The sequence below is a fragment of the Thalassorhabdomicrobium marinisediminis genome, from assembly GCF_003072065.1.
In the GTDB taxonomy this organism is placed as follows: Bacteria; Pseudomonadota; Alphaproteobacteria; order Rhodobacterales; family Rhodobacteraceae; genus Octadecabacter; species Octadecabacter marinisediminis.
This window is the reverse complement of the sequence record NZ_QCYG01000003.1, coordinates 1-19,676: the sequence shown is the minus strand read 5'-3', so window position 1 is coordinate 19,676 and position 19,676 is coordinate 1. Positions and strand designations below refer to the sequence as shown.

Below are 19,676 nucleotides of genomic sequence, written 5' to 3'. Positions count from 1 at the left end.
TTGACAATGTAGCGAATTAACCTAGCGACGCGGCGAGATCGGCGAGCTGTCGGGCGGTGGTGCCCCAACCGTCATGGAAGCCCATCTTTTCATGGCGTTCGCGGGCGTCGGGCTCGGCGTGGAGCACCTGCACGCGGTAGAGTGTTCCGGCGTCGTCGGGGGTCAGCGTGATGATCGCGGTCATGAAGCCCTGCCCGGTGGGGCGGAAGCCTTGGGTCATGGAATCGGTCATCACGATGAGCCGCGGGGCCTCCACCAGCACAAAACAGCCGTCGTTGGGCATCAGGGTGCCATCGGGCAGCTTCATCTCGGTGAAGGCGCGGCCGCCGGGGCGCAGGTCGTTGTCGACGCGGGTGACTTCGACGGGCTTGGGTGTGAACCATTGCTTGAACAGTTCCGGCTCGGCCCAGCAGCGCCAGATCGTTTCGGGCCGTGCCTTGATATGCTGCTCAAGCTGCAGGTCGCGGGCGGGGTCAAACGGGGGGGGCTGGAAATCGGTCATGGGGGGCTCCGGTCCGGGGTCTCAAGGGTTTCGGCAAGCTCGCTCAGCTGGTCAAGGCGGTCGTCCCAGATGCGGCGTTGCCATTCGAGCCAGCCTTGCAGTTCCAGCAAAGGGGCCGCTTCGATATGACAGGTGCGCACACGGCCCTTCTTGACCGAGCGCACAAGGCCGCAATCCTCAAGCACGCGCAGGTGCCGCATGAAGGTGGGCAGGGCGATGGCGTGGGGCGCGGCAAGCGTGGACACCGTGGCCGGCCCGCGCGAGAGCTGTTCGACCACCGCGCGGCGGGTCGGGTCCGAGAGGGCTGCGAAGGAAGCGTTGAGCTGCGTGGTCATGCGGACAGTATTGCGCGTAGCGGGGGCGGGGTCAATATACTTAGCTAGATTGCTAAGTGTCGCTCGCGGACAGGCATAATTTCGCTGTCTGCGCAGTCGGTTGCACCGGTTCCGCAGGGGCAGGGCCGGAACGCTCTTCCCGCTGCAGGTGCCACCGGATAGAGTGCGCGACATGGCTGATCCCCGATTCATTCACTTGCGCGTTCATACGGAATATTCGCTGCTCGAAGGCGCGGTTCCGGTCAAGAAACTCAGCAGTCTGGCCGAGGCGAACGGCATGCCCGCCGTGGCCGTGACCGACACCAACAACATGTTCTGCGCATTGGAGTTTTCCGAATACGCGGCCAAGGCGGGGGTGCAGCCGATCATCGGCTGTCAGGTCGATGTGCAGATGGCCACGGCGGACCCGCGCGGACGGCCCGAAGCGCCCGCGCCGATTGTCCTGCTGGCGCAGAACGAACAGGGCTACATGAACCTGATGAAGCTCAACTCCTGCGCCTATGTGGACGCGGGCGGAGAGCTGCCGCAGGTGACCGTCGATGATCTGGCGACCTACTCCGAGGGGCTGATCTGTCTGAGCGGCGGGCCGGACGGGCCGGTGGGGCGGCTGTTGCGCGCGGGCCAGCGTCCGGCGGCGGAAGCCTTCCTGACACGGCTGGCGGCGATCTACCCCGACCGACTTTACGTCGAATTGCAGCGCCACCCCGGTGAGGGTGGCCTGCCCGAGGCCGAGGCGCTGTCCGAGCAGGGCCACGTGGAGATGGCCTATGCCATGGAGCTGCCGCTGGTGGCGACCAACGACGTCTATTTCCCCAAGCCCGAGATTTACGAGGCCCACGACGCGCTGATCTGCATCGCCGACGGGGCCTATGTGGACCAGAACGAGCCACGCCGCAGGCTCACGCCGCAGCATTATTTCAAGTCGCAAGAGGAGATGGTGGCGCTGTTTGCGGACCTGCCCGAAGCGGTCGCCAACACGGTCGAGATCGCCAAGCGCTGCGCCTTCCGCACCTATACCCGCGATCCGATCCTGCCCAAGTTCGCCGATGACGAGGTGGTAGAGCTGCGGCGGCAGGCCAATGAGGGTTTGCAAGAACGGCTGAAGGTGATCCCCCATGCGGTGAGCGTGGAAGAGTATCAGAAACGGCTGGATTTCGAGCTCGACATCATCGAGGGCATGGGTTTTCCCGGCTATTTCCTGATCGTGGCCGACTTCATCAAATGGGCCAAGGATCACGACATTCCGGTTGGGCCGGGGCGGGGGTCCGGCGCGGGGTCGCTGGTGGCCTATGCGCTGACGATCACCGACCTTGACCCGCTGCGCTATTCGCTGCTGTTCGAACGCTTCCTGAACCCCGAGCGGGTCTCCATGCCCGACTTCGACATCGACTTCTGCATGGACCGCCGGGAAGAGGTGATCCGCTACGTGCAAGAGAAATATGGCCGCGACAAGGTGGGGCAGATCATCACCTTCGGCGCGCTGCTGTCCAAGGCCGCCGTGCGCGACGTGGGGCGGGTGCTGCAACTGCCTTACGGGCAGGTCGACAAGCTGTCGAAGATGATCCCGGTGGAGGGGGTCAAACCCGTGAGCATCGTCAAGGCGCTCGCGGATGAGCCGCGCTTGCGGCAGGCGGCGGATGAGGAAGAGGTCGTCGACCGGCTGTTGACCTATGGCCAGCAGATCGAGGGCCTTTTGCGCAACGCTTCGACCCACGCGGCGGGGGTGGTGATCGGCGACCGCCCACTGGATGAGCTGGTGCCGCTGTATCAGGACCCGCGCTCGGACATGCCGGCGACGCAGTTCAACATGAAATGGGTCGAACAGGCCGGGCTGGTGAAGTTCGACTTTCTGGGCCTGAAGACGTTGACCGTGATTCAGAACGCGGTGAACCTGATCCTGCAATCGGGGCGGTCGCTGCATATCGCCGCCGACGGGACCGAGCTTTATGAGCCTGCCGAGGGCATGGAGAACGACATCGGGGGAATTCCGCTCGATGATGAGGCGACCTACAAGCTCTATGCCGCCGCCAAGACCGTGGCCGTGTTCCAGGTGGAATCCACCGGCATGATGGACGCGCTGCGGCGCATGAAGCCCGACTGCATCGAGGATATTATCGCGCTGGTGGCGCTGTACCGCCCCGGTCCGATGGAGAACATCCCCAAGTTCTGCGAGGTCAAGAACGGCCTGTCCGACCGCGACAAGCTGCATCCGACCATCGACCACATTCTGGACGAGACGCAGGGCATCATCGTCTATCAGGAACAGGTGATGCAGATCGCGCAGGAGATGGCGGGCTATAGCCTCGGCGGGGCCGATCTGTTGCGACGCGCCATGGGGAAAAAGATCCAAGAGGCGATGGACGCCGAGCGGCCCAAATTCATCGCAGGGGCCAAGGAAAACGGCGTTGACGACAAGAAGGCGCTTGAGGTCTGGAACCTGCTCGACAAGTTCGCCAACTACGGGTTCAACAAATCCCACGCGGCGGCCTATGCGGTGGTCAGCTATCAGACGGCGTGGCTAAAGGCGAACCACCCGGTCGAGTTCATGGCAGGGATGATGAATTGTGATCTGCACCTGACCGACAAGCTGGCGGTGTATTTCCAAGAGGTGAAGAAAGGGCTGGGCCTGCCGTGGTCGCCGCCTTGTGTGAACACCTCCAAGGCGACGTTCGACGTGCGGGACGGCACGTTGGTTTACGGTTTGGGGGCGCTGAAGAACGTCGGCGTCGAGGCGATGGGCCTGATCGTTCAGGCGCGGTATGAGGACGGCGATGCCGGGCAAGGAAAGCCTTTCGCGACATTGTTCGATCTGGCGCGGCGCGTGGACCTCAAGCGCGTGGGCAAGCGCCCGATGGAAATGCTGGCGCGCGCCGGGGCCTTTGACGTGCTGGACCCGAACCGGCGCCGCGTGTTCGAAAGCCTTGATGCACTGGTCAGCTATTCCGCCGCAATCCACGAGCAGAAGAACTCCAATCAGGTGAGCCTGTTCGGTGAGGCCGGCGACGATCTGCCCGAGCCGCGCCTGTCGGCGGCGCAGGACTGGTTGCCCGCCGAACGTTTGGCCGAAGAGTTCAAGGCCGTGGGCTTCTACCTCTCCGGTCATCCGCTGGACGACTACATGGCGCCGCTCAAGCGCAAGCAGGTGATGACGCTGGACGAGGTGACCAAGAAGGCCGAGCAGGGGCCGATGGTCGCCAAGATGGCGGGGCACGTGGCCGGTCGGCAAGAACGCAAGTCGGCGCGCGGCAACCGGTTCGCCTTTGTGCAACTCAGCGATCCGACCGGCCAATACGAGGTGATGATCTTCTCGGATACGCTTGAAGCCTCGCGCGATTTTCTTGAGACCGGGTCGCAGGTCGTCGTGCAGGTCGAGGCAACGATGGAGGCGCAGCAACTCAAGCTTCTGGGCCGCTCCGTCGCCCCGATCGACGCGGCGGTTGCCGATGCCGGGTCCACCGGGTTGCGGGTGTTTCTGGGCGATGTGGCGGCCATTCCCACGGTCAGCGACATCCTGCAGAACGCCCTGCGCGACGGGATCAAGGCCGGGCGCGGGCCGATCACCTTCACCATCGACGACGCCGAACTGGGAGAGATCGACGTGGAACTTGAGCGGGATTTCCCCGTCAATCCGCAAATCAAGGGCGCGTTGCGCAGCCTGACCGGCGTAATCGAGGTGCAGGAAATCTAGGCGGCGAGCCGCTGCCGGACCGGCCAAACCGACAGGAATGCTGGACGGGTGATCACCGATTCGTTACACCACGCCTTAACTTGAATAAAAAAACGTTAAGGACGCGGAATGCGCCACCTAATTTTGGGGTTCGGGATGATGGCCGCTTTGGCCGCCTGCGGTGACCCGCTGCAAGATGTCGCGCGACTGAGCGACGTCGAGGTATCACAATCCACACGGGCGGTCGCGCCCACGGCGGCCGAGGCGGCCGGCACCGGCGGGCTTCTGGACCGTCTGTTGAACCGCGACCCCGATGATCCGACGACTGCCGCTGTCGATGCGGCCGTGGCCACCGCCGAGCAGGCCAACGCGACCCGCGCCCGTGCGGCGCGGCCCGCGCGGGGGGGCTTGCTGGGCCTCTTCGGCGGCGGGCGCGCCGCGGCGCGGACCGGTCCCGACACCAGCGACGTAAGCCCCGGCGCGGTTCTGCCCTTCGGCGAGATTGCGCGGGTCTGCGATGTGAGCGGCGATGCACTGGGCACGCTGGTCGATCAGGGCGGCGGCTTCCAGATCTACGACACGATCCCCAACTCCAAGGCGCCACGCCCCTTCTACATCACCGGCTTCGACGACCGCTGCGCGCGCACCTTTACCGGCGCGGTGGTGATTTCCGGCGACGTGGAAACCCATGAATTCGTGCGCTACCGGCCCAGCAATCAGGGCATCGGCTACACCGCGACCGACAATGCCTATGAGGCGCTGAAAGCCAGTTTCTGCCGCGTCGGACAGGGCGAGCCCTGTGGAGCCAAACAAAGCCAGTTGAACCAGAACACCCGGTTCGTGACGGTGTATAATTTCTTCGGCGGCACGTTCAGCTCGGTGCCCACGGAATGGGCGCAGATTCTGCTCCACGGTGGAGAGGTCATGGCCATGTCGATCAAGGATGGCGATATCGGCTGACCGGCCCTCCGGGGGGAGTTTATCGGGTCAGATGAAGCCGGTGTGGATCGTTTAAGGCGACGACGGGCGAAGCCCTTTTAAGATGACGCGGGGGCGCTGCGCTAGTAATGCGGGGGGCGCTGGTCGGCCAGCGGGATGCTGCTGCCGGTGTCCATCTCGCGCGAGGCTTCGCGTTCCATGAGCATTTGCACGCGGTAGGTCAGGCGGCTGATCTCACCCTCCTGTCGGGCGACGATGTCTGACAGGTCATCGACCGCGCGGGTCAGATGGGCGATGCGTTCTTCAAGATCGGTTGTGCTGGTCATGGTCCCCATTAGAGCCTGCGCGTGGTCTTTGCCAACCCCCTCCTGTTGCGTGGCGGCGGTGGGCGCGGTAAAGCGCCATGGACAACGGACCTGATAGAGCGAACCCATGGCCAAGAAGCAAAAAGTGCAACGCCCCAAGGCGCAGACCCCCAAAGGGTTCCGCGACTATTTCGGCGCCGAGGTGGCGCAGCGCACAGAGATGTTGCGAGTGATTGCCGGGGTTTACCATCGCTACGGGTTCGAGGCGCTGGAATCGGCGGCGGTCGAGACCGTCGAGGCGCTGGGCAAGTTCCTTCCCGACGTGGACCGCCCGAATGAGGGGGTGTTTGCATGGCAGGAAGAGGACGAGAAGGGCAGCGGCGACTGGCTGGCGCTGCGCTATGATCTTACAGCGCCGCTGGCGCGGGTGTTCGCCCAGCACCGCAACGACCTGCCGACGCCCTATCGCCGCTATGCCATGGGGCCGGTCTGGCGCAACGAAAAGCCCGGACCGGGGCGATTCCGGCAGTTCTATCAATGTGATGCGGACACGGTGGGCAGCGGCTCGGTCGCCGCGGACGCCGAGATCTGCGCCATGCTGGCCGACACGCTGGAAGCCGTGGGCATCGAGCGCGGCGATTACGTGGTGCGGATCAACAACCGAAAAGTGCTTAACGGTGTGCTTGAGGTCATGGGGCTGAGCGATGAGGCGCAGCGCGCCGACGTCCTGCGCACCATCGACAAGTTCGACAAGGTCGGAGAGGCAGGCGTGCGTGAGTTGCTGGGCAAGGGGCGGTTGGACGCTTCGGGCGCCTATATCGACGGCGTGGGGCTGAGCTCCGCACAAGCCGAGCCGGTGATCGCGTTTTTGACGTCCAAGGCCGAGGATACGGCGGGCACGCTCGACAATCTTGCGGCGGCGGTCGGCGACAGTGCGACGGGGGCCGAGGGAGTAGCCGAGTTGCGCAGCATGGCCGATCTGCTGGAGGCCGGCGGCTATGGCCCAGATCGCATCGTCATCGACCCGTCCGTGGTGCGTGGCCTTGGCTACTACACCGGTCCGGTGTTCGAAGCGGAACTCACCTTCGAGATCACCGACGACAAGGGGCGGCCCCGTTCCTTCGGCTCGGTTGCGGGCGGCGGACGCTATGACGATCTGGTGAAACGCTTCACCGGACAGGAAGTGCCCGCGACCGGCGTGTCGATCGGCGTGGACCGGCTTCTCGCCGCGTTGCACATGAAGGGGCGGCTGAGCACCGACACGACCGGCCCCGTGGTCGTGACCGTCATGGACCGCGACCGGATGGCGGATTATCAGGGCATCGTCAGCGAATTGCGGCAAGCGGGCATCCGGTCCGAGGTCTATCTGGGCAACCCGAAGAATTTCGGCAACCAGCTCAAATACGCCGACCAGCGCGGCAGCCCCATCGCGATCATTCAGGGCGCGGACGAGGTGGCCAAGGGCACGTTGCAGATCAAGGACCTGATCCTTGGCGCGAAACTGGCCGAGACCGCCACCCATGAGGAATGGAAGGAACGCCCCAGCCAGTTCGAGATCCCCCGCACCGATCTGGTTGCGCGGATCCGGCAATTGCTGGACGAGCAGGGCCAGTGATGGACACGGGGCAGGACAGCTGGGCCCGCGCGCGGCGCTATCAATCGGTGATTGCCGGGCAGGGGGCCGTGGTGACCGACGCAGATTACCTGCAATCGGCGGGCACGCTTCTGGACCTTTACGGAGAGGACATTCGCGCCCGCGCCTTCACCACCCATGATCCCGTGCGTGGTGAGCAGATGCTGCGGCCGGATTTCACCGTGCCCATCGTGCAGCAGCACATGGCCCACGGGGCGGAGCCTGCGCGCTACACCTACATGGGCAAGGTGTTCCGCAAGCAGGAAAAGGACGAGAATCGGCCGACCGAATTCGTGCAGGTCGGATACGAGATTTTCGACGGCGCGAACCCGGCGGCGGCCGATGCCGAGGTCTTCGCGACGCTGGCGGGGTTGCTCAGCGATGTCGAGGTGACTGCGGCCACCGGCGACATCGGGGTGCTGCGGGCGGCGGTCGAAGGGCTGAAGACGACCAAGCGGCGGCGCGCGGCGCTGTTGCGCCACCTGTGGCGGCCGCGCCGGTTCAAGGCGCTGCTGGACCGCTACGGCGGGCGCAGCGACATGCCCGCCGCCCGCGCCGCGCTGTTGGCGCAGGACGATCCGATGGCCCAGATGCCGCCCTTGTTGGGGCTGCGCACGCAGGCCGAGATCGCTGAACGGATCGAGGTGCTGCGCGAGGATGCGGCGGCCGAGCCGATCTCGGCGGTGGAACTTGACCTGATCGACACCCTGCTCAAGGTCCGCGAGACCGCGCCCAATGCGCTGGTGGCCTTGCGTGACCTTTCCGTCGATCTGCCCTCGATCGCGCCGGCGGTGGACGGGATCGCGCGACGGCTTGACGCTTTGGCCGCGCGGGGGATTGCGGTGGACACGCTGCCCTTCGAAGCCTCCTACGGGCGCACCTCGATGGAATATTACGACGGCTTCGTCTTCGGCTTTTCCGCCGATCCGCGACTGAACCTGCCGCCCCTGGCCACGGGCGGGCGCTATGACGCGCTGACGACCGTTCTGGGGGGCGGCGTGGGCGTGCCCGCCGTGGGCGGCGTGATCCGGCCGGACCTTGTCGCCGCAGTGGAGGCCGCACAATGAGCCTGAAACTCGGGGTGCCGTCCAAGGGGCGGCTGATGGAAAAGACCTTTCAATGGTTCGCCGACCGGGGCGTGACGCTGCGCAAATCCGGATCGGACCGTGAATACGCCGGCGCGGTGGACGGGATCGACGGGGTGGAACTGGTGCTGCTGTCCGCGGGCGAAATCCCCCGCGAGCTTGAAACCGGGCGCATCCATCTGGGTGTGACCGGATCCGACCTTGTGCGCGAGCGGCTCAGCGCCTGGGACCAGCAGGTGGACGAGGTTGCGCGCATGGGATTTGGCGGGGCCGATCTGATCATCGCGGTGCCGCAAGCCTGGATCGACGTGGAGACGCTCGACGATCTTGATGCGGTTGCCGCCGCCTTCCGCGCCCATCACGGGTTCCGGCTGCGGATCGCCACGAAATACCACCGTCTGGTGCGCGAGTTTCTGCGCGACAACGGGGTGGCGGATTACCAGCTGATCGACAGTCAGGGCGCGACCGAGGGCACGATCCGCAACGGCACCGCCGAGGCCGTGGCCGACATCACCTCAACCGGTGAGACCCTGCGCGCGAACGGGCTTAAGATTCTCAGCGACGGAATGATCCACAGCAGTCAGGCCACCCTGTTCCGGGGCCGCCGCCGCAACTGGACCGACGCGCAACGGGCGACGTTCAAGGCCCTCGTGGCGAAACTCACCGCCTGACCTTCTTTGGTTCAAAAATACCTCAGGGGGTGAATGCGCGCCCGCGCAGAGGGGGACAGCGTCCCCCTTTTTCCCGCGCAGCCAGTTGCCCAACATCTCCAGCGTGCCGCCTGATCCTACGTCTCAGAGCAACCCGATCTCGGCCAGGGCCGCTTGCAGGGAGGCGGGCAGCGGCTCTTCCGCCTCGCGCCCTTGGGGCAGGTCCATGGGCGCGTCCGCCGCCTTGAGGTAGCGCCACCCCTGAAAGGGGCGCTTGAGCGTCGGCACCACGGGCACCACCTCGGGGGCGAGGATGATGGCGCAGCGGCGGATGCCATCGGCACCGATCTTTTCCTCGAACCGCCGGATTTCCTGCCGCGCGAGGATCGCCCCCTTGATCACCCAGTACATCGACCCGCCGTTCAGGATCTCGTCTGCGCGTTTCGGCCACATGCGGGTGACGTGGCGTGGCAAATTATCTGTGGTGCGAACACGTTTGTTGGCTTGCCACCGGACGAGGTCTGCGACAGTTTCCGTGCCAACTGACAACTTCTGCAAATGTAAAGTCGCGGTCATACTTCCTAACCCAATATGTGGTAAAATGTTCCCATTGCATTCCACATTTGGTAGGGTAGGTGTCCGCCATCGATTCTGCCAGCCATTCAAGAGGACACTCTCATGACCCGTTTTGCCGCCCCCATTGCCGAACAAATCTGGGACATGAAATATCGTCTCAAGGATGCCGAGGGCGCGCCGATCGACGCCACGGTCGAAGACACCTGGAGCCGGGTGGCCAAGTCCTTGGCATCGGTGGAAAAAGACCCCGCCGCGTGGGAGCCGAAGTTCTACGCCGCGCTTGAGGATTTCAAATATCTGCCCGCAGGCCGGATCACCGCCGGGGCGGGCACGGACCGCAGCGTTACGTTGTTCAACTGTTTCGTGATGGGCACGATTCCCGACACCATGTCGGGGATTTTCGAGAACCTGCGCGAAGCGGCGCTGACCATGCAGCAGGGCGGCGGCATCGGCTACGACTTCTCGACCATCCGGCCCCGGGGGGCGCTGGTCAAAGGGGTGGCGGCGGATGCGTCCGGCCCCTTGTCCTTCATGGATGTCTGGGACGCCATGTGCCGCACGATCATGTCTGCCGGATCCCGCCGCGGTGCGATGATGGCGACCATGCGCTGCGACCACCCGGACGTCGAGGATTTCATCACCGCCAAGTCCGACCCCGCCCGGTTGCGCATGTTCAACATGTCGGTGCTGGTGACCGACCCCTTCATGGAGGCCGTGAAGGCCGATAAGGCCTGGGATCTGGTCTGGGAGGGTGCCACCATCAAGACGGTGAAGGCGCGCGACCTGTGGAACAGCATCATGCAGTCGACCTACGATCAGGCCGAGCCCGGTGTGATCTTCATCGACCGCATCAACGAGATGAACAACCTCAACTACGTCGAGACCATCGCCGCAACGAACCCCTGCGGCGAGCAGCCCCTGCCGCCCTATGGCGCCTGCCTGCTGGGCTCGGTCAACCTTGCGCGGCTGGTGAGCACGCCCTTCGAGGACGGCGCAGGCATCGACGATGCGGAACTGTCGGACCTTGTGGCCACCGCCGTGCGGATGATGGACAACGTGGTGGATGCGTCGAACTTCCCGCTTGAGGCGCAGGCGCAGGAAGCCGCGGCCAAGCGCCGGATCGGCCTTGGCGTCACCGGGCTGGCGGACGCGCTCTTGATGGTGGGGCTGCGCTATGGCTCGGAAGAGGCGGCGCGTCAGACCGAACACTGGATGAAACAGGTCGCCCGCGCCGCTTATCTGGCGTCGGTGGAATTGGCGAAGGAAAAGGGTGCCTTCCCGTTGTTCGATGCGGAAAAATATCTTGCCTCTGGCACCATGATGCAGATGGACGACGACGTGCGCGATGCGATCCGCGAACATGGCATTCGCAACGCGCTGCTCACCTCGGTCGCGCCCACGGGCACGATCAGCCTGTATGCGGGCAACGTGTCCTCGGGGATCGAGCCGGTCTTTGCCTATGCCTATACCCGCAAGGTGTTGCAGAAGGACGGCACCCGGACCGAGGAAGAGGTCGTCGATTACGCGGTGAAGCTGTGGCGGGACCTCAAGGGCGATGCGGAGTTGCCCGACTATTTCGTCAACGCCCAGACGCTGCCGGCGCTGGACCATGTGCGGATGCAGGCGGCGGCGCAGAAATGGGTCGATTCCAGCATCTCCAAGACGATCAACGTGCCCGAGGACATCAGCTTCGACGACTTCAAAGAGGTCTACATGGAAGCCTGGGATTCGGGCTGCAAGGGCTGCACGACCTACCGCCCCAACGATGTGACCGGATCGGTGCTGTCAGTGGAGTCCGAGAAGGAAGCCGCGCCCGAAGTGGTCGCCGATGAGAACGCAGGCGACGTGATCTACATGACCGAGCCGCTGGATCGCCCCGGAGAGCTCACCGGCCAGACCTACAAGCTCAAGTGGCCCGACAGCGAGCACGCGATCTACATCACCGTGAACGACATCCAGCATCAGGGCCAGCAGCGCCCCTTCGAGGTCTTCATCAACTCCAAGAACATGGAGCATTTCGCCTGGACTGTGGCGCTGACGCGGATGATCTCGGCCGTGTTCCGGCGCGGCGGCGATGTGTCCTTCGTGGTCGAAGAGCTCAAGGCCGTGTTCGACCCGCGCGGCGGTGCCTGGATGAACGGCAAATACGTGCCCTCGATCCTCGCCGCGATCGGCAGCGTGATCGAAAAGCACATGATCTCGACCGGGTTCCTCGCCGGGGAGGGGCTGGGCCTGAAGTCCGATCCGCAAGCGGACGTGGTGTCGATGAAGCCCAAAGGCAAAGCCTGCTCGAGCTGCGGCTCTTACGAGCTGCGGATGATCGAAGGCTGCATGACCTGCGGCAGCTGCGGCCATTCCAAGTGCGGCTGAGGGTGATCTGAGCACCAGCAAATGAAACGACAGGCAATTCAGAGCCACTTTGACTGAAAAGTCTTCCACTTTACGGGTCTATTTCTTCCATCAAGTCCTAAGATATTGAGAAGTAAAGATTCTATAAGGCGCCGTTTCGCAAGGAACGGCGCCTTCTTTTTTGCCGACCAACGACACGGCCACGCGGTACCCTGTGGTGTGATGTCGCGAAATTCTGCAGCGCCCAAACGGGCGGAGCAGGAACTGCTTTTCGCAATCTCTGTGCTCCCAGTAGCTGGGCAAAGAAGCATATCTATATAGAGTAGCTGCAATGGCCGGGTGGATTTCCTTATCAAATCGCAGACCAGCACCAACGTGTTGGAAGAAGAGAGGTTGAGGTGCGTACCTACGGCTCGTCTGACATATCGCATCGGTTTAACAGATCGTTCGCATTTCAACTTTTCGCAAAATATACTTAATATCAATAACTTGACTCGTTCGTGAATGGTGCGCAGGGTTTGAGGCATTCTGAGCAAGGGAGCATCACGATAAGGGGTATCTGCGATGGCGGGGTGGGCTTCCTTATTATATTGCAGGCCAGCACCAACGTGTTGGAAGCAGAGCGATTGAGGTGCGTACCTGCGTCTCGGCTGACATATCGCACCGGTGTGAGAGATTGTTCGCAATTCCATTTTTCGCAAAAGTTATGCAATATCAATGGCTTGACTCATTTCTGAATGGTGCGCAGGGTTCGAGGCATTCAACTGAGAATCGGTACCCAGGGCCAAGCGTCTGTTCGCAGGTCCGACCCTTCTCAAGTCAATGCCTGACCAAGGAAGTTCACCATGACACTGATCAAGATTATTGACCTCCCTCGTTTCGAGACGTCTTCGGACAAGATCGCGCAGCGACTCCAGTTAACCCTGACACGGATCCGACTCAACAAATGCCTTGCTGATCCGCAAAACAATTTCAGGTTGCCAGAAGACTTCGATGGTGAGGACTTCGAGGTGCTGGATAGCGAACTTCTGGATGAAATCGAACTGGACCGTGGGGATCTTCAGCGTATTCGCAATCGCGCAGATAAGTTGTCGAGGGCACGTCGCGCGGCCGCGGGCATCACCCATTTAAAGCCGGAGGATCTCAACCGGTTAACCCCTGCGCTGAATGGCATGAAGGTTGTTACGGCCAAAGATTTGAACTGGGCCGATGAAGTCGCCGCGAAATTGCACGCAGAGATGCCTTGGATGAAGTTCGCGACCGATCATCTGTGGAAAGTGCTTCGACGCATTGCTGTCCGAGGGGACCCCCTTACTTTGCGACCAGTGATTCTTAATGGCCCTCCAGGGATTGGGAAAAGCGTTTGGGCCAGGTCTGTCGCAATCGCACTTTCGGTACCTTCTATCGATATTGATGCGAGTAAAGGCGGCGCAGGAATTGCTGTTGCCGGACTGGAACGGGGATGGAGCTCATCAGTTGAAGGTCAACCTATTGGTCTATTACTATCCAAACGCATAGCCAATCCGTTGATCGTAGTTGATGAGATTTGTAAGGGACGGACAGCAACATCGAATCGCGGAACGTATCACGCATTTTCAGATAGCCTGTTATCTCTTCTGGAACCTGCGACCGCGGCAAAATGGGAGTGTCCGTTTTTTCGGGTGAGGTTTAATATGTCTCATATCTCCTGGGTGCTGACTTCAAACGTGATTGAAAATGTGCCGGAAACATTGCGAAGCCGTTGCCAAATTATAGAGATTCCCGACCTTACGACAGAACAGTTGCAATCCTTTGCCTATAAGAAGGGCAGTACGATGGGCCTGTCCAAAGCCTCGGTTGAAGCGGTGGCTATGGCGATTGCGCTGGCCCCAAAAGTGACCAAGCGCCGACAAAGCCTGCGCGACGTTCTGCGAATGTTGGAACGGGCTCAAAACATGGACGGGGGACCACGGTTGCATTGAACCGACGAAGATGATTTCTGTTAACTTGGTTCCGGAGGTCTTCTGGATGGCTTCGAGCTTTCTTCACATATGCGAACGCACCCTTAGGTGTACAGGGACACGGATGTTCGGCCTGGGTCGGTCCGTTGAACGCGGCCCAACCCACTCCAAGGGCGGAACGATGACATCCTCTGCGGTGCGAAACGACTGATTGTGAGGCAAGATGGACCGGCTTAACGCCCACAAGAATACCCAGATTCGGTGTGACGACTGGCTGTCCTCAAGCTCAAACTACGGTTGAATTGGATGCCTACACGCTCTCTTGCGATTGCGGATACCGAAGGTGTCATAGCTTCATGTGACACTACTCTACATGGCGACACCTCAGCAAACAGATTATGGTTGCAATCCAACATTATCTGAACCAGTGTATTTCGCGGTGATATCCCTAAGAGATTGATAAATGAAGTTTTTTGCAGCGTACCCATCTTCACCGGATCACATTTCAATCTCCATAGAAGAAGCGGAAAAGGCGAACTCCTCTCACCTCCAGTTTTCGACTTGGCGTTCAACCTTTGGTGCCGGAAGGTTAATTGATCAATCTGTTCTCCCGGAAATAGCTAAGGCTGATGGGCTAATTTGCGATATCAGTATACCTAACGAGAACGTTTTCTTTGAAATTGGTTTCGCTATCGGTAAGATGAAGCCGATCATACCGATTATTAATATATCTATGATGGACGCTGGAGAATACTTGCGAAAAGTAGGCCTTCTGGATAACGTTGGACAGATTAGGTATGAGAACTCCGCCGACTTAGTCTATCAACTGCAGTCACACGCTGTGGGTCGCCCAATATTTGCAGAGCCAAATTTCGAAATATCAAATCAACCATTGTTGGTGCTGGATTCACTGCGGCGAAACGAGTTTAGTACTAAGCTTATTTCAGCCGTAAAGGAGCTTGCGAAATTCTATCGTACGGTTGATCCACAGGAAGAGTATCGCCTTTCAACTCGAAGCGCATGGGAGCTTGTCAACGAGAGCAGCGCTGTTGTGGTCTCCGTGTACGACACCACTCGAACGGATTATTTACTTCACAATATCCGCGCGGCCTTTCTTGCAGGCTTGACTATCGGGTTGGACAAAGAATGTGTAATATTAGTTGATCCAAATGCGAACAAGCCACTCGATTTCATAGATGTTTGCCGGACCATAAAGCATCCTGACGATATCCGGGATGCGGTATCCGACCTTGTTCCGAAGCTTTATCAACAGCAATTGGGTGGGACTGAAAAAAGGCGGACTAAAAATCGGCGCTTAATATCTCAAGTTTCAGTGGGTTCAAATGCTGCCGAGAATGAAATGCGCGACCTCGAGGATTACTTTGTCGAAACGCACCATTTCAAGAATGCACTTGAAGGGCGAGGAAGGCTCGTTGTCGGTCGCAAGGGAGCGGGAAAGACAGCCATCTTCTGGCGTGTTCGCGATATTTCACGCAGAAAGAATAGCGAACTAGTTCTGGATTTGAAGCCTGATGGCTACCAATTAAGAAAGTTTAAAGAGCAACTCGTCACGCTGCTGGCTGATGGCACCAAAGAGCACACGCTTACAGCATTCTGGGAGTACATAGTCTATTGCGAGATTGTCCATAAAATATTAGAGTCAGACTACAAGAGGCTTTACGGTAGAAATCCCAGATTGACCCCCATTCTGGACGACTTGTCAGAGCTTAGGTCGGTTCTATTCGAGGCGAGAGAGGGTGATTTCTCTGAGCGAATGATGGGGCTAATTAAAGATATTAATGACAAGTTCTATATGCGGCATGGTACAGACGGAAGTACAGCGCTTCAGACAAGCGAGGTTACTGAATTACTTTACGCAACGGACATTCACAAGATTCAGAACGCTGTGCTTTCCTATCTCGAAACTCGTGATCGCACCCTATTGTTGGTCGACAACATTGATAAAGGGTGGGGTGCACACGGCGTTGATCGCGATGACGTATTAATTGTCAGCACGCTGATTGATGCCCTTCGAAAGGTTGAACGTAAAGCCGCGAAAAGTAGAGCCAACTTGGGCTGGCTGCTATTTCTACGTAATGACGTTTTTGAGTTACTGGTCGACCAGCAGAACGATCGCGGCAAGGACGGAAAAATTGTTGTAGATTGGGATAGTGAGGCTGCTCTTCAACAGGTCATAGAGGAGCGGATTAGGTCTTCGACGTTAGCGAGAACTGGCAAGGCCGCCGGATGGGCGGACATCTCTATTCCTACGATTGATGGCATGGGTAGTATAGCTTGGTTAACAAAAAGGTCATTAATGCGTCCCCGATACCTTATTCAGTTAGTTGACGAGTGCATAGGCCATGCAGATGTATGCGGGCATGAACGAATTGAAGTAGAGGATTTAAGAGCCGGTTTTCGGAACTTCAGCCAAGACGTAATTGGAAACACCAGCTTCGAAATGCGAGATATTTATCCAAGTTCTGAAGATGCAATATATGCGCTTATTGGCTTGGGGCGTAAAACGACGTTAGGGACGGTTAAAGGAACTCTTACGAAGGAAGGTTATGGCGATCACCTCGATAAGATTGTTGATCTCTTCTTTTGGTTTGCTGTCCTGGGGGCATCTTCGCCTAATGGTGAAGAGAAATACATCTACGACTATAGATATGACCAGAAGTTGATCTCAAAAATGCGAGCGCGCGCTGATGGTGACGATGAGGAAATCTTCATAAATCATGCTTTTGCAGAAGGCTTGGATTGTGTGGATTTGATTTAAGTCCGTGCTGCCCTCGCTTCGTTTTTTTTTGCGGTCTTGCAAGCCGCATCTATGTTGCGGCGCGGTGTTGCCGACCAAGGCGGACGGCCGCAATGGTCCGTTTGTCGTAGGTACGATGCCTACAGTCTTGACCAACGGCACGGTTGTCTCAAAACCCCTGAAAATCCACGCGTCGTTCCAGGAGCGCGTCGCACAGGTAGTCGACGAAGAGCCGGACCCTACGGACGCGGCGCAACTCGCCGTGTAAGAGGACCCAAGTCGCCCGTCGCTGGTCGGGCGCGGCGCCCGGGACCCGTTGCAACTCGGGGAACACCGAGGTGATCCACGTCGCAAGGAAGGTCATCCCCGCCCCTGCGCGGACGAGATGAGGGTGCATTTCCGGGTCCGGGACCGTGTGACGGATCCGCGCTTCGGGAAAGGCCGAGGCGGCTATCATGTCGGTCAGCTCGGGCACGTCACCATATCCGATCCAGCTCAATCCCCGCCCTTTGCGGCCTGCCTTTGGCAACGCACGGTCGATGTAGTCGCGCGAGGCGACCACTCCGATGGACAGGGGAAACAATTTCCGGCCCACCGCGTCATCCTCAATCTCGGCGGCGTGGCGGATCGAGACATCGGTCTCGTTGCGGGCAATGGAGTCCAAGGTGTAACCAAGGCGCAATTCGATCTCGATCTCGGGATAAAGCGCCGCAAAATCGGCAAGGACCGGGGCCAGCATGTAGTGCGCCGTCATCGGGTCCACCGACAGACGGATGCGCCCCGAGGCTTCGCGGTCCAGCCCTTTCACGGCGTTGAACCCCTTGAGCAACGCCGCCTCGGCGTCGAGCGCTTGCGGCAGCAGACGTTGCCCGGCCGCGGTCAGCGACAAGCCGTCCGCACCTCGCCGGAAAAGCTGGGTGCCAAGCTGCGCTTCAAGGGCTTCGATCTGGCGGCGCAGGGTGGCGTGGGTGCCGCCCGTCTGCTCGGCCGCCGCCCGAAGCGAGCCGTTTCGCGCGACCGCCAGAAAAGCTGGTAGAGATTTCCAGTCCATGACCACCCGGATCGTTTGTGAACCACTCTGGCCCATTATTGCCAGCGACGGGATCAAGAAGAAACCTCTATCCCGTTTGGCATATCCAATATCCCGGAGGTTCACCGATGACTGCAACACGCACCGCCTGGCACATCCCGCACTATGGCCGCCCCGACACGCTCACCCCCGTCACGCTCCCCATGCCGCAGCCCGGCCCGAACGAGGTTCTGATCCGCATTCATGCTTCGGCCGTAACGCGAGCCGATGGCATGATGCGCAAGGGCGAGCCGCTGTTCGCGCGCCCGTTCCTTGGTCTGCGACGCCCGCGCAACGGGCTGTCCGGCACGGGCCTGTCCGGGGAGGTCATGGCGACAGGAAATAAGGTCAGCCGCTTTGCCTCGGGCGATCTGGTCTTTGGCGAGGCCGGAATGCACTTCGGCGCCAACGCAAGCCACATTTGCCTTGACGAGGGCGGGGTCCTGATGCCCAAGCCTGCCAGCTTGTCCCATGAGGAAGCAGCCGTTCTGTGCGACGGTGTACTGACCTCTTGGCACTATCTGCACAACCTTGGTGAGGTGCAATCCGGCGACCGTGTCTTGATCCTCGGCGGGGCTGGCAGCCTTGGCAGCGCGGCCGTGCAGATCGCCGCCCACATGGGCGCCGAAGTGACGGCGACCTGCAGCGCGCGGAACGCCAGCTTCGTGGCGTCGCTCGGCGCGGACCAAGTGATCGACTATAACGCCGAAGACGCCCTGCAGCGCGGGGCCGGCTATGACGTGATCTTCGACACGCTGGGCGTTGGCACCTTCTCGACCGCAAAGCCCGCGCTTGCAGATACGGGGCGCTACCTCTGCCCGGTGCTGACGCTGGGACGGCTTCCGGCGATCTTGCTCTCGCGTCTTGGCCGGAAGCGCGCCCTGTTCGCGGCGGCGGGCTTGGAAAAGCCGCAACGCCTGCGGGCCATGCTGTCCGAGATCCTGACACAAATCGAACAGGATCACCTCACCCCCATCATCGATCGGACCTATCTGCTGTCCGATCTCCTCGAGGCACATGCTTACGTCGAAGCGGGACACAAACGCGGCAATGTTGTTGTGGTATGATGGTCTGCCCTTGTCCCATAGAAAGAACCAACGCCCTTACATGTCTTCCTGCCGTGCTGCGCGACAGGCGTTCAACGTCTTGTTGGTTTCCCGCTTATAATAAGAGGCGTGGAAGCGCAGGTATGGTTAAGGCAGTTGTTGTAACTTATTATTGCCTGCCTCTGGCTGCAGGCAGTCGTCTACCAAGCAGCACTGGTCGGATTGAGCTCGCTACTGCCATTCGCTGCAGTTACCGCGTCGAAGCGGCGCGGAATCTCACGTCAAGATCTCTCGTGCGAATAAAGCGGTCACTTCTTCAACGAAACAAACCTGTTTGCCGAGAATTCTTTGAGGAATGCCTGATCGTGACTGACGACCACCACTGCCCCGTCATAGCATGACAGTGCCGCTTCCAGCGCTTCGACCCCTTCCAAGTCGAGGTGGTTCGTCGGCTCATCAAGTAGCAGAAGTTGCGGCGGCGGCGTCGCGCCGAGAACGCAGGCGAGACCTGCGCGCACCTTTTCACCCCCGCTCAGATCTTCGGCGCGGCGCAGTGCATCGGTGGCACGAAACCCGAACCGGGCCAAGGCGGCGTGGGCCGTTTGCGTCGTAGCCTGGAACTACATCAATCCAGTGTGAACGGCGCACCGCTTACGCAATGCGGACCTTTGGTGCGTGTTGCAACGAGCACCTGCTCTGCACCCTTTTGTGCCCGCACCGATCGCCATGCTTCGCACAGTACGAAGTAAGACCGCATGTCTTTTTTCAGCGGCGCGCGCATGACGGTTCAGCTTGTATCCTGATCGCATGGCGGCAAGTGCC

14 protein-coding genes and 1 pseudogene are annotated in these 19,676 nt (G+C 60.4%); 9 read left to right on the top strand and 6 right to left on the bottom strand.

The window, feature by feature from the left end; genetic code table 11:
- Positions 1 to 16: 16 nt before the first annotated feature.
- The gene (locus DC363_RS04605; protein WP_108639970.1) at positions 17 to 502 is read right to left on the bottom strand and encodes an SRPBCC family protein; all 486 of its coding nucleotides are present in this window, start codon (positions 500 to 502) and stop codon (positions 17 to 19) included.
- A complete protein-coding gene (locus DC363_RS04600; protein WP_108639969.1) occupies positions 499 to 837 on the bottom strand; it encodes an ArsR/SmtB family transcription factor in 339 nt (112 codons plus the stop codon). The genes DC363_RS04605 and DC363_RS04600 overlap by 4 nt, the downstream gene beginning before the upstream one ends.
- A gap of 172 nt (positions 838 to 1,009) precedes the next feature.
- On the opposite strand from DC363_RS04600, the gene dnaE reads away from it, so the two are divergent.
- Both dnaE and DC363_RS04590 read left to right on the top strand, forming a co-directional pair.
- Positions 1,010 to 4,525: a DNA polymerase III subunit alpha gene (gene dnaE / locus DC363_RS04595; RefSeq protein WP_108639968.1), complete on the top strand. Its 3,516-nt coding sequence runs from the start codon at positions 1,010 to 1,012 to the stop codon at positions 4,523 to 4,525.
- Positions 4,526 to 4,633: 108 nt separating this feature from the next.
- Positions 4,634 to 5,464 carry a hypothetical protein gene (locus DC363_RS04590; protein ID WP_108639967.1) on the top strand — a complete coding sequence of 277 codons (831 nt, stop codon included), beginning with the start codon at positions 4,634 to 4,636 and terminating at the stop codon, positions 5,462 to 5,464.
- Between the two features lie 101 nt (positions 5,465 to 5,565).
- Here DC363_RS04590 and DC363_RS04585 read toward each other — a convergent pair whose 3' ends face one another.
- Positions 5,566 to 5,769, bottom strand: a complete 204-nt coding sequence (locus DC363_RS04585) for a SlyX family protein (RefSeq protein ID WP_108640298.1) — start codon at positions 5,767 to 5,769, stop codon at positions 5,566 to 5,568.
- 106 nt (positions 5,770 to 5,875) lie between these two features.
- Between DC363_RS04585 and hisS the strand changes: the two genes are divergently transcribed.
- The 3 genes from hisS to hisG are packed head-to-tail and all read left to right on the top strand — an operon-like array spanning position 5,876 to position 9,137.
- Positions 5,876 to 7,363, top strand: a complete 1,488-nt coding sequence (gene hisS / locus DC363_RS04580) for a histidine--tRNA ligase (protein WP_108639966.1) — start codon at positions 5,876 to 5,878, stop codon at positions 7,361 to 7,363.
- A complete protein-coding gene (locus DC363_RS04575) occupies positions 7,363 to 8,448 on the top strand; it encodes an ATP phosphoribosyltransferase regulatory subunit (RefSeq protein WP_108639965.1) in 1,086 nt (361 codons plus the stop codon). The genes hisS and DC363_RS04575 overlap by 1 nt, the downstream gene beginning before the upstream one ends.
- Positions 8,445 to 9,137: an ATP phosphoribosyltransferase gene (hisG, locus tag DC363_RS04570; protein ID WP_108639964.1), complete on the top strand. Its 693-nt coding sequence runs from the start codon at positions 8,445 to 8,447 to the stop codon at positions 9,135 to 9,137. Before DC363_RS04575 ends, hisG begins: the two co-directional genes overlap by 4 nt.
- 123 nt (positions 9,138 to 9,260) lie before the next feature.
- Here the strand turns inward: hisG and DC363_RS04565 are convergent, their stop codons facing one another.
- Positions 9,261 to 9,692, bottom strand: a complete 432-nt coding sequence (locus DC363_RS04565) for a DUF1489 family protein (RefSeq protein ID WP_108639963.1) — start codon at positions 9,690 to 9,692, stop codon at positions 9,261 to 9,263.
- 102 nt (positions 9,693 to 9,794) lie between these two features.
- Between DC363_RS04565 and DC363_RS04560 the strand changes: the two genes are divergently transcribed.
- The 3 genes from DC363_RS04560 to DC363_RS04550 all read left to right on the top strand — a co-directional run bounded on the left by DC363_RS04560 (position 9,795) and on the right by DC363_RS04550 (position 16,760).
- Positions 9,795 to 12,062, top strand: a complete 2,268-nt coding sequence (locus DC363_RS04560) for an adenosylcobalamin-dependent ribonucleoside-diphosphate reductase (protein WP_108639962.1) — start codon at positions 9,795 to 9,797, stop codon at positions 12,060 to 12,062.
- Between the two features lie 824 nt (positions 12,063 to 12,886).
- On the top strand, positions 12,887 to 14,002 hold the full coding sequence (locus DC363_RS04555; RefSeq protein WP_108639961.1) for an AAA family ATPase: 1,116 nt from the start codon (positions 12,887 to 12,889) through the stop codon (positions 14,000 to 14,002).
- A 442-nt stretch (positions 14,003 to 14,444) separates the two neighbouring features.
- Entirely contained in the window at positions 14,445 to 16,760 is a 2,316-nt protein-coding gene (locus DC363_RS04550) for a P-loop ATPase, Sll1717 family (protein WP_108639960.1), read from the top strand.
- Between the two features lie 148 nt (positions 16,761 to 16,908).
- Here the strand turns inward: DC363_RS04550 and DC363_RS04545 are convergent, their stop codons facing one another.
- Positions 16,909 to 17,790 (bottom strand): LysR family transcriptional regulator, encoded by an 882-nt coding sequence (locus tag DC363_RS04545; RefSeq protein WP_241962927.1) that lies wholly within the window; start codon positions 17,788 to 17,790, stop codon positions 16,909 to 16,911.
- Positions 17,791 to 17,897: 107 nt separating this feature from the next.
- On the opposite strand from DC363_RS04545, the gene DC363_RS04540 reads away from it, so the two are divergent.
- A complete protein-coding gene (locus tag DC363_RS04540; protein ID WP_108639958.1) occupies positions 17,898 to 18,875 on the top strand; it encodes an NAD(P)-dependent alcohol dehydrogenase in 978 nt (325 codons plus the stop codon).
- 287 nt (positions 18,876 to 19,162) lie between these two features.
- Here DC363_RS04540 and DC363_RS04535 read toward each other — a convergent pair.
- Positions 19,163 to 19,447 (bottom strand): annotated as a pseudogene (locus DC363_RS04535) (ATP-binding cassette domain-containing protein); the annotation flags it as partial.
- Between the last annotated feature and the right edge of the window lie 229 nt (positions 19,448 to 19,676).